11 protein-coding genes are annotated in these 14729 nt (G+C 63.8%); 7 read left to right on the top strand and 4 right to left on the bottom strand.

The window, feature by feature from the left end; translation table 11 throughout:
• Positions 1 to 86 precede the first annotated feature (86 nt).
• Positions 87 to 1031 carry a sugar-binding transcriptional regulator gene (locus CUTER_RS06855; RefSeq protein WP_047259810.1) on the top strand — a complete coding sequence of 315 codons (945 nt, stop codon included), beginning with the start codon at positions 87 to 89 and terminating at the stop codon, positions 1029 to 1031.
• A gap of 3 nt (positions 1032 to 1034) precedes the next feature.
• Here CUTER_RS06855 and CUTER_RS06850 read toward each other — a convergent pair whose 3' ends face one another.
• Positions 1035 to 2249, bottom strand: a complete 1215-nt coding sequence (locus CUTER_RS06850) for a NupC/NupG family nucleoside CNT transporter (protein WP_047259809.1) — start codon at positions 2247 to 2249, stop codon at positions 1035 to 1037.
• Positions 2250 to 2255: 6 nt separating this feature from the next.
• A complete protein-coding gene (locus CUTER_RS06845) occupies positions 2256 to 2663 on the bottom strand; it encodes a cytidine deaminase (protein ID WP_047259808.1) in 408 nt (135 codons plus the stop codon).
• Positions 2664 to 2792: 129 nt separating this feature from the next.
• Between CUTER_RS06845 and CUTER_RS06840 the strand changes: the two genes are divergently transcribed.
• The 6 genes from CUTER_RS06840 to pepN all read left to right on the top strand — a co-directional run bounded on the left by CUTER_RS06840 (position 2793) and on the right by pepN (position 12088).
• Positions 2793 to 4091, top strand: coding sequence for a thymidine phosphorylase (locus tag CUTER_RS06840; RefSeq protein WP_047259807.1), 1299 nt, complete (start codon positions 2793 to 2795; stop codon positions 4089 to 4091).
• Positions 4092 to 4121: 30 nt separating this feature from the next.
• Positions 4122 to 4772: a deoxyribose-phosphate aldolase gene (gene deoC, locus CUTER_RS06835; protein WP_047259806.1), complete on the top strand. Its 651-nt coding sequence runs from the start codon at positions 4122 to 4124 to the stop codon at positions 4770 to 4772.
• On the top strand, positions 4772 to 6367 hold the full coding sequence (locus CUTER_RS06830; RefSeq protein WP_047259805.1) for a phospho-sugar mutase: 1596 nt from the start codon (positions 4772 to 4774) through the stop codon (positions 6365 to 6367). Before deoC ends, CUTER_RS06830 begins: the two co-directional genes overlap by 1 nt.
• 146 nt (positions 6368 to 6513) lie before the next feature.
• Positions 6514 to 8079, top strand: coding sequence for a class I SAM-dependent DNA methyltransferase (locus tag CUTER_RS06825; protein ID WP_047260665.1), 1566 nt, complete (start codon positions 6514 to 6516; stop codon positions 8077 to 8079).
• Complete coding sequence (locus CUTER_RS11070) at positions 8076 to 9227, top strand: restriction endonuclease subunit S (protein WP_052844061.1); 1152 nt, start codon at positions 8076 to 8078, stop codon at positions 9225 to 9227. Before CUTER_RS06825 ends, CUTER_RS11070 begins: the two co-directional genes overlap by 4 nt.
• A gap of 398 nt (positions 9228 to 9625) precedes the next feature.
• A complete protein-coding gene (gene pepN / locus CUTER_RS06815; RefSeq protein ID WP_047259804.1) occupies positions 9626 to 12088 on the top strand; it encodes an aminopeptidase N in 2463 nt (820 codons plus the stop codon).
• On the opposite strand, the gene CUTER_RS06810 is transcribed toward pepN, so the two are convergent.
• Both CUTER_RS06810 and CUTER_RS11620 read right to left on the bottom strand, forming a co-directional pair.
• The gene (locus CUTER_RS06810; protein WP_047259803.1) at positions 12070 to 13815 is read right to left on the bottom strand and encodes a hypothetical protein; all 1746 of its coding nucleotides are present in this window, start codon (positions 13813 to 13815) and stop codon (positions 12070 to 12072) included. The genes pepN and CUTER_RS06810 overlap by 19 nt on opposite strands.
• Positions 13812 to 14447, bottom strand: coding sequence for a DUF3558 domain-containing protein (locus tag CUTER_RS11620; RefSeq protein WP_144412279.1), 636 nt, complete (start codon positions 14445 to 14447; stop codon positions 13812 to 13814). Before CUTER_RS11620 ends, CUTER_RS06810 begins: the two co-directional genes overlap by 4 nt.
• Positions 14448 to 14729: the final 282 nt, after the last annotated feature.

Raw genomic sequence — 14729 nt, 5'->3', positions numbered from 1 at the left:
TTGTGTTGTTTCTAGGGAAGGCTTCTGGGAAAGGCTAAGGTCCGGGCGTCTCGGAAACGGGGGCCCGGCTGCTAGAATGGCCAACCATGGAATCTCGCGATGAGCAGGCGTTACGCGCTGCGAAGCTCTACTACATCTCCGGGATGAGCCAAGCGGAGGTGGCGGCAGAGATTGGGATGTCCCGGCCGACGGTCGCCAAGCTCCTCGGACTCGCCCGGGAGCGCGGGTACGTCACCATCGAGATTCATGATCCGCGCGAGCAGCGCGGCGAGCTGACCAATCGGCTGCTGGAGCGCTACCGCGACGTCGGGCTCAGCGAAGCTCGAATCGTGGACGTGCCGAGGTCGGGGGCCGAGGTGCTATTGGGGGAATTGGGCCGCGCCGGCGCTCAGCTTCTCACCGAACACGTGCATAACGGGGATCTCGTCGGCGTGTCCTGGGGGCGGACCATGTACGCGGTGGCGCGGGCGTTGGAGCGTTCGCCGCGCAGCGGGGTGGAGATTGTTCAGCTCAAGGGAGGGATGAGCTACACCCAGTCCACCACCAATGACGTGGAGACCATCACCTTGTTCTGCCAGGCTTTCGACGCCTACGCGCGGACGCTTCCGTTGCCGGTCATCTTCGATAACCCCGAGGTCAAGCGCATCGTCGAATCCGATCGCCATATCGCGCAGATCCTGGAGCTGGGTAGGCAGACGGACGTGGCCATTTTCACGGTGGGCCACATCGATCAGCAGTCGTTGCCGCTGACCTTGGGGTATCTCAGTGACGAGGAGATGACGCAGTTGCGGCAGCGGGCTGTGGGTGATGTGTGCTCGCGCTTTTTCACCGAGTCCGGTCAGGTGGCGCTACGAAGCGTCGACGAGCGGACGGTGGGTATCTCGTTGGCCGACTTGGCCACCCGCCCCACGCGGATCCTCGTGGCCGGGGGGCAGGAGAAGGCGACGGCGATTGACGTCGCGCTGCGTATGGGTTTGGCGACCCACCTGGTGGTGGATCGCGATACCGCCGGCGAGTTGGTGCGCCGTTAGCGGCTAGAACATGACGACGCCGACGATGGCGGCGTTGAGCAGGTTCGTGAGGAAGCCCGCGAAGAGGGCGCGCATGCCGAGGGAGGCGACGTCGGAGCGGCGCTCGGGGCACAGGGCGCCGAAGGAGCCGATCTGGATGGCGATGGACGACAGGTTTGCGAACCCGGCGAGGGCGAAGGACGACAGGAGGATGGACTTCTCGGAGAGGGTGTCGACGTGCTCGGAGAACGAGGTGAAGCCCACAAACTCGTTGAGGATCGTCTTTTGACCGATGAAGTTACCGACCGTGGTCGCTTCCTCCCACGGCACGCCGATGAGCCAGGCGACGGGGCTGAACAGGATGCCGAAGAGTCCTTCGAGCGACCAGCCGTCCTGGCCGATGAGGGAGCCGAAGCCGCCGATCATGGCCGACAGCATGGTGATGAGCGCCACGAAGGCGATGAGCAGGCAGGCCACGGCCACGGCGATGCGGCCGCCGTCCATGGCTCCGGAGCCGATGGCGTCGATGACGTTCTTGTTCTTTTCGTCGCGCACGCTGCGGACGTTGGCGGAGGCCGTGGACACCTCGGTCTCCGGCATGAGCGTCTTGGCGACGAGCAGGGAGCCCGGGGCGTTCATGATGGACGCGGCGAGGAGGAACTCTAGGGGAGCGCCGAGCAGCGAGTAGCCGATGAGGGTGGAGCCGGCCACGGAGGCGAAGCCGCCGGACATGCAGGTGTAGAGCTCAGAGCGGGTGAGCTTGCCCAGCCACGGGCGGATAATCAGCGGCGCTTCGGACTGGCCGAGGAAGACGACGGTGGCGCCCCACACGCCTTCGACCTTGGACACACCCATGACCTTGTTGATGGCGGTGCCGACGATCTCCACGAACCACTGGAGAATCCGCAGGTAGTACATGGCGCCGATGATGGCGCCGAGGAAGATGATGACCGGCAGCACGTTGAGGGCGAAGACGAAGCCGATGTCGTCGCCGAACAGCGGACCGAAGACGAACGCGGTGCCTTCGGCCGTGAAGTCGATGAGCTTGGTCAGCTGCTTGGAGAACCACACCAGGGCGTGAAAGCCGGGTTCCCACTTGAGCACGAGGACCGCGAAGCCGACTTGGAGGGCCAGGCCGACGCCGAGGATGCGCCAGTTGATGTTCTTGCGGGAGGACGATAGTCCGATGATGAGGGCGACAATAACGGCGATGCCGAGAAGTCCTTGTAGCTGTGCCATGGTGTTTTACTCTCCGAGGGCTTCGGGTCCGAAGGAATAGGGAAGGATGTCGACGAAGTCGTGGGCGATGGGCTCACCGGTAGGGCCTTCCACGATGACCCGCCGGCAGCCGAACTCGCGCAGGACCTGTCGGCAGGCGCCGCAGGGGTAACAAGGCGAGGCCTTGAGGCCGACGACGGCGACGGTATCGATGGTGGTGACACCGCCGGACACCATCGTCGTTGCTGCATTACGTTCGGCGCAAATGGCTTCGCCGTAGGCGGCGTTTTCGACGTTGCATCCGGTGACGACGTCGGTTCCGGTCCAGATGGCGGCGCCGACGGGGAAGTGGCTGTAGGGGCTGTAGGAGTGTCCGGCGGCGCGTCGGGCCGCGGCGAGCAGCTCGGCGTCGCTGGGTGGGGTGGCAATGACCATGGGTGACCCTTTCGAGGCGATCTACATTATGAAAAACTGACGTTTGACAAATGTTCTGAAGGTCATGATAATCGATCCCATAGGAGCAAGACAAGATTCGCTTCCCCTCACCCCAAAGGAGTAACCCCCATGAGCTCCCCCACCCGCATCGACGCCGTCGATGTCATCCGCGCCAAGCGCGACGGAGAGGAACTATCCACCGACTACATCCGCTGGATCATCGACGCCTACACCCGCGGCGCCGTCGGCGACGAACAGTTCGCCGCCCTCAACATGGCCATCTTCCTCAACGGCATGAACCGCCGGGAGATCGTCGACTGGACCCAGGCCATGATCGACTCCGGTGAGAGGATGGACTTCCGCGCCCTCGGCGTCCCCACCGCGGACAAGCACTCGACCGGCGGGGTAGGAGACAAGCTATCCCTGCCGCTCGGCCCGCTGGTGGCCAGCTTCGGCGTCGCCGTGCCTATGCTCTCCGGACGCGGCCTCGGCCACACCGGCGGCACCCTCGACAAACTCGAAGCCATCCCCGGATTCACCGTAGACATCGACAACGAGCGCATGATGTCGATCCTGCGCGACGTCGGCGTCGTCATTGCCTCCGCCGGCGCCGGCCTCGCCCCGGCGGATAAGAAGATCTACGCGCTGCGCGACATCACCTCCACCGTCGACTGCATCCCGCTCATCGCCAGCTCCATCATGAGCAAGAAGATCGCCGCCGGCGCGGACTCTCTGGTCCTCGACGTCAAGGTTGGCTCGGGTGCCTTCATGAAGGACCTGGACACCGCCCGCGAGCTAGCGCGCACCATGGTTGACCTCGGCAACGACGCCGGTGTCATCACCTCCGCGCTGCTCACCGACATGTCCGTGCCGCTGGGCAAGAAGATCGGCAACTCCCTAGAAATCGCCGAAACCGTCGAGGTGCTCGCCGGCGGCGGCCCGGCTGACATCGTCGAGCTGACCTGTGAGTTTGCCCGGCGCATGCTGGCTGCCGCCGGCCAGCCGGACGCGGACGTCGAGGCCGCCCTGCGCGACGGTCGTGCCATGGACACGTGGCGTGCCATGGTCACCGCCCAGGGTGGCGACCCGGACGCCGCATTGCCCGTGGCCCCGCACACCCACGACCTCGTGGCCGACCGCGACGGCGTCGTCACCGAGCTCGACGCCCTGGCCATCGGCGTCGGCTCCTGGCGCCTCGGCGCCGGGCGGGCCCGGAAGGAGGATCCGGTGCAGCTCAGTGCGGGCATCGAGCTGCACGTTGGCATCGGCGACCGCGTCCAGGCTGGTCAGAAGCTCATGACCCTGCACACCGAAACCGAGGATCGCTTCGACTACGCTCTCGCGTCCATCACCCCGGGCGTCGTCATCGGCGATACCGAGGTCGCTGAGCGTAGCGTCATTCTCGACACCATCGACCCCACCCGCTAACCCCTCGCACCCTAAGGAGATCCACGTCCCATGAAGCGCGCTGAACTCGCCCAGTACATCGACCACACCCTGCTCAAGCCGGAAGCATCCGACGCCGACGTCGCCGCCCTCGCCGCTGAAGCCGCCGAGCTGGGCACCTACTCCATCTGCGTATCCCCCTCCAAGCTGCCCGTTGAGGTGGCAGACGGCCTCCACGTCGCCACCGTGTGCGGCTTCCCCTCCGGCGCCCACCACAGCCAGGTCAAGGCCGCCGAGGCTGCCCTGTCCGTCGAGCACGGCGCCGACGAAGTGGACATGGTCATCAACGTTGCCGATGCCGTCGCCGGTAAGTACGACGCGGTCGAGGCCGACATCCGCGCCGTCAAGCAGGCCTGCGGGGAGGTTCTACTCAAGGTCATCCTGGAGACCGCCTGCCTGTCGGATGAGGCCATCACGCAGTGCTGCCTGGCCGCCGAGCGCGCCGGCGCCGACTTCGTCAAGACCTCCACCGGATTCCACCCGGCGGGCGGCGCCAGCGTCCACGCCATCGAACTCATGCACGCCGCCGTCGGCGGCCGCCTGGGCGTCAAGGCCTCCGGCGGAATCCGGGACTACGACACCGCCGTGGCCATGATTAACGCCGGAGCGACCCGCCTGGGCCTGTCCGCTACCGCCGCGATCCTTGAGGGGGCGCAGGAGTAATGAACCTCCAGGATCGCACCCGCGCCTGGATCGCCCACGACCCGGACCCCGCCACCCGGGACGCCCTCACAGCCCTCCTCGACGAGGATTCGCCGGAACTTGCCGAGGCCATGAACGGGCCGCTGCGTTTCGGCACCGCCGGACTGCGCGGCGTGGTGGGGCCGGGGGAGTCCCGCATGAACGTCGCCACGGTCACCCGGGCTACCGCCGGGCTGGCGGCCTGGCTCACCGAGCGCGTGCCGGAGCCGATCGTCGTCGTCGGGTGCGACGCCCGACACGGCTCGAAGGATTTCTACGACGCCGCGTGTGAGGTCCTTTCCGCCGCCGGGTGCCGGGTACTCGCGCTCCCGCCAGCTCACCCGACGCCGCTGACGTCATTCGCCGTCCGCCACTACAACGCCGACGCTGGCGTCATGGTGACGGCGTCGCACAACCCGGCGCCGGACAATGGCTACAAGGTCTACCTCGGCGGACGGGTCGTCGGCTCCGACGACGCGCGAGGCGTGCAACTGATCGCCCCGGCCGATGCGGAGATCTCCGCCGCCATCGACGCCGCAGGCTACGCCGATGAGATTGCCCGAAACCGCGCGAACATCGACGAGGTAGACCCGCGCGAGGCGTACTACGAGCGCGCGGTGTCCCTCATCGACACCGCTAAGCGGGACATCCCCGTGGTGTTTACTGCCATGCACGGCGTGGGTGGGGAGATGCTCGGCGAGGCGCTGCGACGCGCCGGGTTCACCCACGTCACCCCCGTGGCCGAGCAGCAGCAGCCGGACGCGGACTTCCCCACGGTGGCCTTCCCCAACCCCGAGGAGGACGGCGCGCTGGACCTGGCCATCGCGACGGCGGATCAAGCTGGCGCCTCGGTCATCCTCGCACTCGACCCGGACGCTGACCGCTGCTCCGTGGCCATCAAACAGGCCGGAGAGTGGACCCAACTCAGCGGTGACCAGGTTGGTGGCCTGCTCGGCGAGGATGCGGCGCGGCGTGTTGACACCGGCACGCTCGCGTGCTCGGTGGTGTCCTCCCAGCTGCTGCGGGCCATCGCCCAGCGGCACGGACTGCACTTCGCCCAGACGCTCACCGGTTTCAAGTGGATCGGGCGGCAGGAAGGACTGGTGTACGGCTACGAAGAAGCCTTGGGCTACTGCTCGGACCCGGCCGCGGTGCGGGACAAAGACGGCATCACGGCGTGCCTGCGCGTCGCCGAACTGGCCGCCCGGGTGGGACTGCCGGAGCTGCTCGATGAGATCGGGCACACCTACGGCTACCACGTCACCGTGCCGCTGACCCTGCGCAAGCAGGACATCTCACAGGCCGTGGAGGCATTGGAACGCTTCGTGGCAGAACCACCGACAACGCTCGGCGGCTCTGAGGTGGTGGAGTTCTCCGATCTAGGCCAGGGTTACGAGGGCCTACCGCCCACCCCGGGCCGGGTCCTGCGCACCGCCGACGGGGCGCGCGTGCTCATCCGCCCGTCCGGCACGGAGCCGAAGCTCAAGTGCTACCTGGAGGTCATTGGCACCACCTACGACGCCGCCCGTGAGCGCGTCGAGGCGCTCAAAGAGGAGCTGGCCGGGTACTTCGGCTAGGGGTACGGCGGGGGCGTGGGCAGAGCGGGGGACTGCCTTCGCCTGGTGGACTGCCTGCGCCTGAGGCGTGAGGTTAGAACACCCGTTCCCTTCTGTAGGTGTTGCAACCGGGGTTGTGTTCGGCGCGCCTACTATGCTCAATGTTCATGATGACGGGTGAGTTGAAGAACCGGGTAGACAGAATCTGGAACACGTTCTGGACTGGGGGGATCACCAACCCCATGACAGTGATCGAACAATTCACCTACCTGTTGTTCATCCGCCAACTCGACGCCACCCAAGACGGCCTGGACCAAAAAACCGCCCTCGGTCTCACCGTCGCTGACGACGAGCACATCTTCACCCCACACCAGCAGCACCTACGGTGGAAAAACCTCACCACCCTCACCGACCCCACCGAGGCCCAACACCTCATGGCCACCGAGGTCTTTCCCTTCCTGCGCCGCCTCGGCGGGGACGACTCCGGCATGGCGCAACACATGCGCAACGCCACCTTCGGCATCGATAGCCCCACCACACTGAACTCGGCGATGGCCGCGATCAACGAATTGGACTTTAAAAACAAAGACCTCCTCGGCGATCTCTACGAATACATGCTGTCGAAACTGTCCGCCTCGGGCACCAACGGCCAATTCCGCACCCCGCAGCACATCATCAACCTCATCGTCGAACTCATGCGCCCCGCACCCGGTGAGAAGATCATCGACCCGGCCTGCGGCACCGCCGGCTTCCTCGTCAACGCCGCACAGTGGGTACGCACCCACCACCACGAGCAGTTGCTGCACCGAGACACCCAGCGGGCGTTTCAACGCGACGGATTCACCGGCTACGACTTCGACGCAACCATGGTGCGCATCGCCGCGATGAACATGTTCATGCACGGCTTCACCCGCCCGAACATCGCCTACAGAGACTCCCTGGGCAGCATCCCCGAAACCGATCGCGGGGTGTTCGATGTGGTGCTAGCGAACCCGCCGTTCGCGGGCAGCGTGGACCCCACCAACCTCGATAAGGCATTACTGGCGGGGGAGAAGACGAAGAAGACGGAGTTGTTGTTTCTCACCCGTTTCCTCACGCTGCTCACCGTCGGTGGGCGCGCAGCGGTCATCGTGCCGGAAGGGGTGTTGTTCGGCTCCACGAAGGCACACAAGGCCTTACGCAAGCAGTTAGTGGAGGGCCAGAAGCTGGATGCGGTCATCAAGCTACCGTCCGGGGTGTTTAAGCCCTATAGCGGTGTGTCTACCGCGGTGCTGTGTTTTACCCGCACGGACTCCCCGGGCACGGATGAGGTGTGGTTCTATGAGGTGACCGCCGATGGGTACTCGTTGGATGATAAGCGCACCCCGCTGCTCGCCGAGCAGTTACTAGGGCCAGCACCGATTGCTGAAGGCGAGGACGCTGCGGGTAGCGAGCCGGTGGCGTTCGATGCTGAGTGCCACGCGAAGAATAACCTTCCCGACGTGGTGGCGAGGTTCCGCCAGCGTGCGACGACCGAGCGTGAACGCACCCGTACCGAGCAGAGTTTCTGCGTGCCGGTATCAGAGATCGCGGCCAATGATTACGATCTGTCGATGAATCGGTACAAAGAGATCGTGGTTGATGATGCTGAGACGAGAGACCCGTTGGAGATCATCGCCGAGATCGAAGCCCTGGATGAGCAGATCGCCCAGGGCTTAGCCGAGCTGAAGGCCATGCTGGGGGGTGCGCGATGAGCCAGTGGCCGATGGTGAAGCTCGGGGAGGTGCTTGCCCAGGACGATACCGTTGTCAGAATTGACGACCCTTCAGTGGAGACCTTCCTGACCGTTAAGCTTCATGGTGGCGGCGTCGTGCGAAGGGTTATCGGTGACGGGAAGACACCTAGGATGTCGTCCGGCTATCGAGTAAAAGCAGGGCAGTTCATTTTCTCCCGCATAGATGCTCGTAACGGCGCCTTTGGTATTGTGCCAGCATATCTTAACGGGGCGGTTGTTTCTAAGGATTTTCCTGTCTTCTCCGTTGATGAAGACAGGGTCGACCCTGAATACCTTTACTTCTATTCCGTTTCGGGTTTGCTTGAAAATGCTGTCAAGGTTCTTAGTTCTGGCACGACTAACCGTCAGCGAGTGAAGGAAGCCGCCCTGCTGAACCTGGCGCTCCCTCTTCCTCCTATAGGGGAGCAACGGCGGATCGCGAAAGTTCTTTCATTGTCCCGCAGGGCGGTTTCGCGAGTTGAGTCCGTCTTGGAAAACCTGGATAGTGCCCTATTGCATATGGTGCGCTCTGTGTCGAGTGGCTCGACAGACTTGCTCTCTTTGGGAGACCTAGTCTCAATTCAGGGTGGACTAACCCCCTCCCGAGACAATGACGAATTCTGGGGAGGTAGTGTACGCTGGTTCAGCTCCAAGGACCTGAAACAAGATTTCCTATCGGATTCTACCGAGCATGTTACTGAGAGTGCCCTCGAAAGAACCTCGCTCAAGGCTTCGTCGGAACCTGGCGTGGCTATCTCGCTCAGAGGGATGTCGTTGGCGCATACAGTGCCAATGGGCATAATCCCTGCCGGTAGCTGTATTAATCAAGATCTGAAGCTACTCACTCCCAAGAATGGGATACCGGTAGAGGTCTTATTCTACTTGATTAAAACTAAAACTAGTGAGCTCCTTGCCCGTGTTAGCTCCTCTGCTCACGGAACGAAAAAGCTTGATCTTCGCCACTTGAGAGGGCTTGAAATTCCAGTACTTGCCGACGGTGATATCGGTGAGGTGCAACGGCGTATAGCTGCATTTAGGTCCCTCATTCAGATTAACAGGGAGAAGCTGGAGAGAACCTCCGAGCTTCAACAATCTCTCACTGCAAGAGCTTTTAGCGGGCAACAGTGATATAACTGCGGATCTCACGCGCAACGACTGAGCAGAGAGGCTTCCCATGCGAGGTGAAGTGGCTCTTCCCAGTCGGGGGCGTAGCAAGGCTCTGAATCCTCTTGCCTGGAGCAGGGATCTCTGGGGTTGCCTGCAGATTGTGGACACCGTCACTGCTAGACCGCCTCAGGCGCCCAGGCTCACGCCCTAAGAGCGGAAGAGCCGCGCAACAGCCGGAGAGCGGTGACGGCGGCAACGTAGGGTCCCTGCGCCGGGGTCAAGTCAGGTGCAGCTGGCTGCTGAACACTTGTAGCGTCGCGCGTTCAGCGGCGCTACGGGTTCACTAGTTCTTCTGGGGTTGTGCTCGCCGCTCCTAGCCCTCACGCCTTCCTGTTAGGCAGGCCGCCTACTCTGTAGCCATGGTTTATGCGCTATCTGAAGCCCACGCCCATTGGCGTCGTGAGGCCTTGAGTGTCGAGAGCTACCGCATTGAGCTCGATCTTCGCTCGGCACCTACGTCTTCCACCACCTTCGAGGCCACCAGTCACATCACCTTCACCAGCACGCAGCCGGAAGTGGATGTGGACTACCTGGGCGAGGCCGTCACCGGTGTCTTAGTTGATGGTCAGCCGGTTGAGTACTCTTTCGACGGCTCCCGGGTCTTTGTCACCGTGCCTACCGGTCGGGCGATCACACTGACCATCCGGGGGGCTAGCGCCTACTCCCGCACCGGGCAAGGCCTGCACCGCTTCACCGATCCCGCCGACGGCCGTACCTACCTGTATTCGCACTTCGAGCCGTCGGACGCTCGCCGGGTGTTCCCTTGCTTCGACCAACCTGATCTCAAGGCAGCGGTAACCACCGTGCTGCGGGTGCCTCAGGGCTGGCAGGCGTTGGCCAACGGTGCCGTGGAGTCGCGCGACGGGGACAAGGTTCGCTTCACTCCCACGCCGCCGTTGTCCACCTACCTGGTGGCCTTCGCGGCGGGGGAGTACGTCGCCACGCGGTCGCAGTGGCGCGACATGGAAATCGCGCTGTGGTGCCGGGCGTCCATGGCTGAGCACGTCGATGACGAGTTCCTGGAGATCACCGCGCGAGGCCTGGATTTCTTCCACGAGCATTTCGGCTACCCGTATCCCTGGGGCACGTACGACAGCATCCTGGTGCCCGAGTACAACCTTGGCGCAATGGAAAACCCCGGACTGGTCACCTTCACCGAGAAGTACCTCTTCAGTTCCCGGGCCACGCGCGCGCAGCGGGCGGCACGGGCGAATACCATCCTGCACGAGATGAGCCACATGTGGTTCGGAGACCTGGTTACCCCGCGGTGGTGGGATGACCTGTGGCTGAAGGAGTCCTTCGCAGAGTTCATGGGAGCGGATGCCTCGCAGCACGCGACGGACTACGTGGAAGCCTGGGCGAACTTCGCCGGGGTGCGCAAGAACTGGGCCTACCAGCAGGATCAGCTGCCCACCACGCACCCCATCGCCGCGGTGATCGCGGACGTGGACGCGGCCCGGCAGAACTTCGATGGCATCACGTATGCCAAGGGCGCGGCGGTGCTGCGCCAACTAGTGCACTACATCGGCCGGGAGAATTTCTACGCCGGTGCCCGTCAATACTTCCGGGATCACGCCTTCGGTAATGCCACGTATGCGGATCTTCTCGGCGCGCTCGAGCCCTACACGGATGCTGATCTTAAGGCGTGGTCGGATGCCTGGCTGAAGACCTCCGGGCCGGACGTGCTGCGGGCTCGCCGTGAGGGCGATGTGCTACACATTGCCCACGAGGGGACCCGCCCGCACCGGCTGGATGTTGGCTGCTACGCAGGTGGGGAGCTTACTCAGCGGATGGACGTGCTCGTCGAGGCCGATGCCGCTGAGGTCACTGTCTCGCTGCCTGGGGGCGTGGACGCGGTGATCGTGAATGACACGGACCACGCGTACGCGCTGACGCGCTTTGATGAGGAGTCGCTGACGTGGCTGCTGGCGCACCTAAGCGAGGTCGGGGATGAACTCACCCGGGCGGTGGTGTGGACCAGCCTGTGGAACGCCACCCGGGACGGTGAGTTGTCCGTGGCGCGTTTCGTGGCGGCGGCGGTGAAGCACGCTCCTGTGGAACCGAACCCCTCGATGATCGCACAGGTGCTATCGAGCGCACTCGCGGCCGCGGCGGACTACACCGACGAAGAGATTACTGCCGTTGAACTGCACGAAGGGCTTTTGGCAGCGCTGCGTGCCGCCGAGCCGGGAAGCGACGCGCAGTTGGCTATCACGCGCGCCGCCATCGTCTCCGCCGCGGGACGCAAGGACACGACGTGGCTTCACGGCGTGCTGAGCGGGACCGTCGACGGACTGGCTGTCGATGATGACGTTCGCTGGGCGGTGCTCGCGGCGCTGAGCGCGGCCGGAGCCGACAGCGAGGAGCTTATCGACGCCCAGCTGGCCCAGGATGATTCGCTCACCGGACGGGCCAGCGCGCTGCGCGCGAGGTGGTCGGTGCCCACGAAGGAGACCAAGAAGCAGCTGTGGGCCGAGGTGACCCGTCCGGCTGCCTGGTCGAATGCGGAGGTAGAGGCCCTTTTGGCGGCGTTTAACGCCCCCGGCCACGGGTCGCTGCGTGAGTCTGTGACTTCGCAGTTTGCCGCCGAGGTCACCACGTGGTGGCGCGAGCATCCCATCGAGATCGCCCAGCGATTGGTCCGCGGACTGTTCCCCGATTCCCCGTTGGGTGAGCAACAGTGGGAGAAGCTGCATGAGCAGATGCTTCCTCCCGCGCTGGACAGGGTGCTTAAGGAGTGCCAAGACCAGGCCCAGCGCCGTCGGCGGGTGCGGGGCGGCCCAGGGCGCCTAGCTAAGCCGATTCAGATCTTGTTGGGGTAGGTGCCGTTCGGGTCATCGGGATCTTCGTAGATCCATTCCCCGATTACCCCGGGCAGCACCTTGCGCGGCTCGCCCAGCAGCGCCAGCCGGTTCGCATCCCGCTCCACCTCAGTAATCATGATCTTCGGCGGTCGCTTCTTCCGCCCCTGCCCACGGCCCGAGCCGGCGCCAGCACCCACTGGCACACCCTGCGACGACGACAACGAGGACGACGGCTGAGCGGCCGAGGGCGTGGCCCCAGGCCCACCCGGAGTGCCCGGCGTATTCGGCGAGCTTGGCGTGCCCGGCGAGTTGAAAGCACCCGGAGTACGCGAAACCCGAGGGGCGTCAGCACCGTAACCATGCCTCGGTGCCGAGACACCTGCCACACCATCGGAACCCAGGTGCCCACCCGCACCAGCGCGGCTCGGCGGCGGGGACCACGCTCCACCCACAACACCACCCGTCGTGTGCCGCCTACCTACCCGGTTGACACCACGGCCGATCACACCAGTGCCCTGCGTCAACGGCCCACCTACCTGCGGGATACCACTGGTCAACGCCGCCAACCCCGACGACACGCCACCACCATGCCCACCACCTAAGGTGGTCACCGGCGACGGTGGTGACCACACCCCAGCCGTTGACGCTGAGGTGGCGATCGACTCCGGGGCAATTAGCCCCACCTGAGCATCAAACCCCGCTTGCCTGGCCAACTCGCGAGTCACAGCATTCACCCCGGCCACCTTCTCAGGATGGGCATGAGCGAACCCCAACACCGTATCCACCACCCCCTGCGGGGCGATAAACCTCGTACCATCAAAACCCACCCCAGCCCCCTCGGCCGAAGTGCGGCTCACCACAGGCTCAGCCATGACCGCTAGCACCGGGTCCGTCAAACTCAGCACCCTCGGGGTGATCGCGGTCAACGCCGCCTGGGTAGTCACCGCGATCTCGGCCAGGGCAACGCGTTCGATCATCTCCACCACCCCGGCAGCCTCCGGGCCAGTCGCGGCTAGAGCGTCTAGTTCTGCCTTGAGTGCTTGTGCGCCGGCGAGGTTGGCCACGCGGGTGGGTTCCAATTCGGCGAGGGTGGTTTCGAAATGGGTGGCATTCGCCGCGATGGTCTCACTGGCTTTCGCGGAGCGTTGCAGCCGGGTGATGATCGCATCGGTGGTGTCGCCGTAGTTGTTGGCCCCGATGTAGGAGGAGATCTCGACTAAGGCACCACCGATGTTGGCCGCGGCTGCGGTGATCTCAGCCCAGATCGGTAAGGACTGGTGCACTGCTGCGGCGTTAGTTGTAGCCAGGGCCGCGATGAGCGCGTCGAGGCTGGCTGCGGGGGTGACGAAGACTTCCTGGCGGTGCATCCCAGCAATGTTGCTCAGCCCGCCGGTACGAAACGCACCCAGGCAGGCTGCACCACTATCGCCGGTATCCGCCCGACGCAAGATCCGCGCAAGGAGGGTGTCTTGTTCTTGATAGGCGTTACGGGTGGTTACCAGGTTCGCGGCAAGTGCTTCTAGTTCGTCGGCGACTTGGCGGAGGACTCTCTCTGCGGAGCCTGGGGTGGAGTTGAGTGACAAGCCGTGGATAGTGCCGAGCTGGTCGAAGCCCGATGCTGTGGAGTAGTCGGAGCCGATCAGGGCGTAGAGCGCACTCTTCGATGAGCGGCTCGCAAACGGAACGTTGCTAAGAATTCCTATTGCGGCGGTGCTGAATGATTCGGGTTCGATGGTGAAGTTCATTTCTGCTCCCTGAGCTGGTTATAGAGGCGATAGAAACTCTTGGTCGCGATTTCGCAGGCTTCGTCGCCGGTTAGATTCTCGCCTATATCGTCGATGTAAATTACAAATAGTCCTCGTTCGGTGTCAGTAGATAGTCCACAGCCTTCATCATTTTTTAGGGTGATGACGCCGGGAATATCTTCAAGAAAGCCATTGCTGGCAAAGTCTGAGTGGGTTAGGAATTGACTATTGGGAGCAGGTCCAGAAAGGATTCCTTGGATGATTTGATTAGTTGGATACTCAATGTTATTGGTGAGCTTTTCGCTCACCGGACCTGAGCACCCGTTCACACCGAAAATTGTCCCACCGGAACGGGTTCCTCGTTTCATGCCGATGTCTTCGAGGATGTCTTCGGGGATTTCGTTGCAGGGGTCGATCCATTCCGGCTCTGGGGCGTTGGGATCACGGGGGCCGAGTTCAACGAACTCGCCGCTGAGGTAGAACCCTGGTGGTAGGTCGGTGTTGGTGACTTTCGTGTAGGAGGCGTCGGAGCAGCCAGCTAGTGGGAGCAGGGCGGCGATTGCCAGAGCGCTAAGGGCGCGTCGGCGCGGCGTTCGTGTTGGGATATGTGGTGGCGTGGTGGCAGGTGTCATGGATTCCCCGGGGTGAGTATGGCGGTCTCACTCTTGGTTAGACTCGCCCCGCTGCCGTTTGGTTCCCGTGATCGTGGCTGACCTCCCCAAGGCCAACTGCCGAGATCGGCTGCGTGGAACGCGGCGAGTTTAGTGTCATTCTCGCGGTCTTGGGAGCTGACCGAACGTCGAACCTGCACACAATTCTGGGCTCCAGCACCTCGCGCTCGAAGGCCCGTCCAATGCATAAGAATCTGTTGATAGTGGCTACACGTGTAGCCACCTGCGGCGGCTGCGGACGCC

Origin of the sequence: Corynebacterium uterequi (genome assembly GCF_001021065.1) — a bacterium.
GTDB lineage: Bacteria > Actinomycetota > Actinomycetes > Mycobacteriales > Mycobacteriaceae > Corynebacterium > Corynebacterium uterequi.
The sequence above is the reverse complement of the archived record's forward strand: the minus strand, read 5'-3'. Positions and strand labels throughout refer to the sequence as shown.

Coding starts and splice junctions, on each gene's coding strand:
- CUTER_RS06845 (WP_047259808.1), bottom strand. CDS start 2,663: ATGGTCATTGCCACCCCACCCAGCGACGCCGAGCTGCTCGCCGCGGCC.
- deoC (WP_047259806.1), top strand. CDS start 4,122: ATGAAGCGCGCTGAACTCGCCCAGTACATCGACCACACCCTGCTCAAG.
- CUTER_RS06840 (WP_047259807.1), top strand. CDS start 2,793: ATGAGCTCCCCCACCCGCATCGACGCCGTCGATGTCATCCGCGCCAAG.
- CUTER_RS11070 (WP_052844061.1), top strand. CDS start 8,076: ATGAGCCAGTGGCCGATGGTGAAGCTCGGGGAGGTGCTTGCCCAGGAC.
- CUTER_RS06825 (WP_047260665.1), top strand. CDS start 6,514: ATGATGACGGGTGAGTTGAAGAACCGGGTAGACAGAATCTGGAACACG.
- CUTER_RS06810 (WP_047259803.1), bottom strand. CDS start 13,815: ATGAACTTCACCATCGAACCCGAATCATTCAGCACCGCCGCAATAGGA.
- CUTER_RS11620 (WP_144412279.1), bottom strand. CDS start 14,447: ATGACACCTGCCACCACGCCACCACATATCCCAACACGAACGCCGCGC.
- CUTER_RS06850 (WP_047259809.1), bottom strand. CDS start 2,249: ATGGCACAGCTACAAGGACTTCTCGGCATCGCCGTTATTGTCGCCCTC.
- CUTER_RS06855 (WP_047259810.1), top strand. CDS start 87: ATGGAATCTCGCGATGAGCAGGCGTTACGCGCTGCGAAGCTCTACTAC.
- pepN (WP_047259804.1), top strand. CDS start 9,626: ATGGTTTATGCGCTATCTGAAGCCCACGCCCATTGGCGTCGTGAGGCC.
- CUTER_RS06830 (WP_047259805.1), top strand. CDS start 4,772: ATGAACCTCCAGGATCGCACCCGCGCCTGGATCGCCCACGACCCGGAC.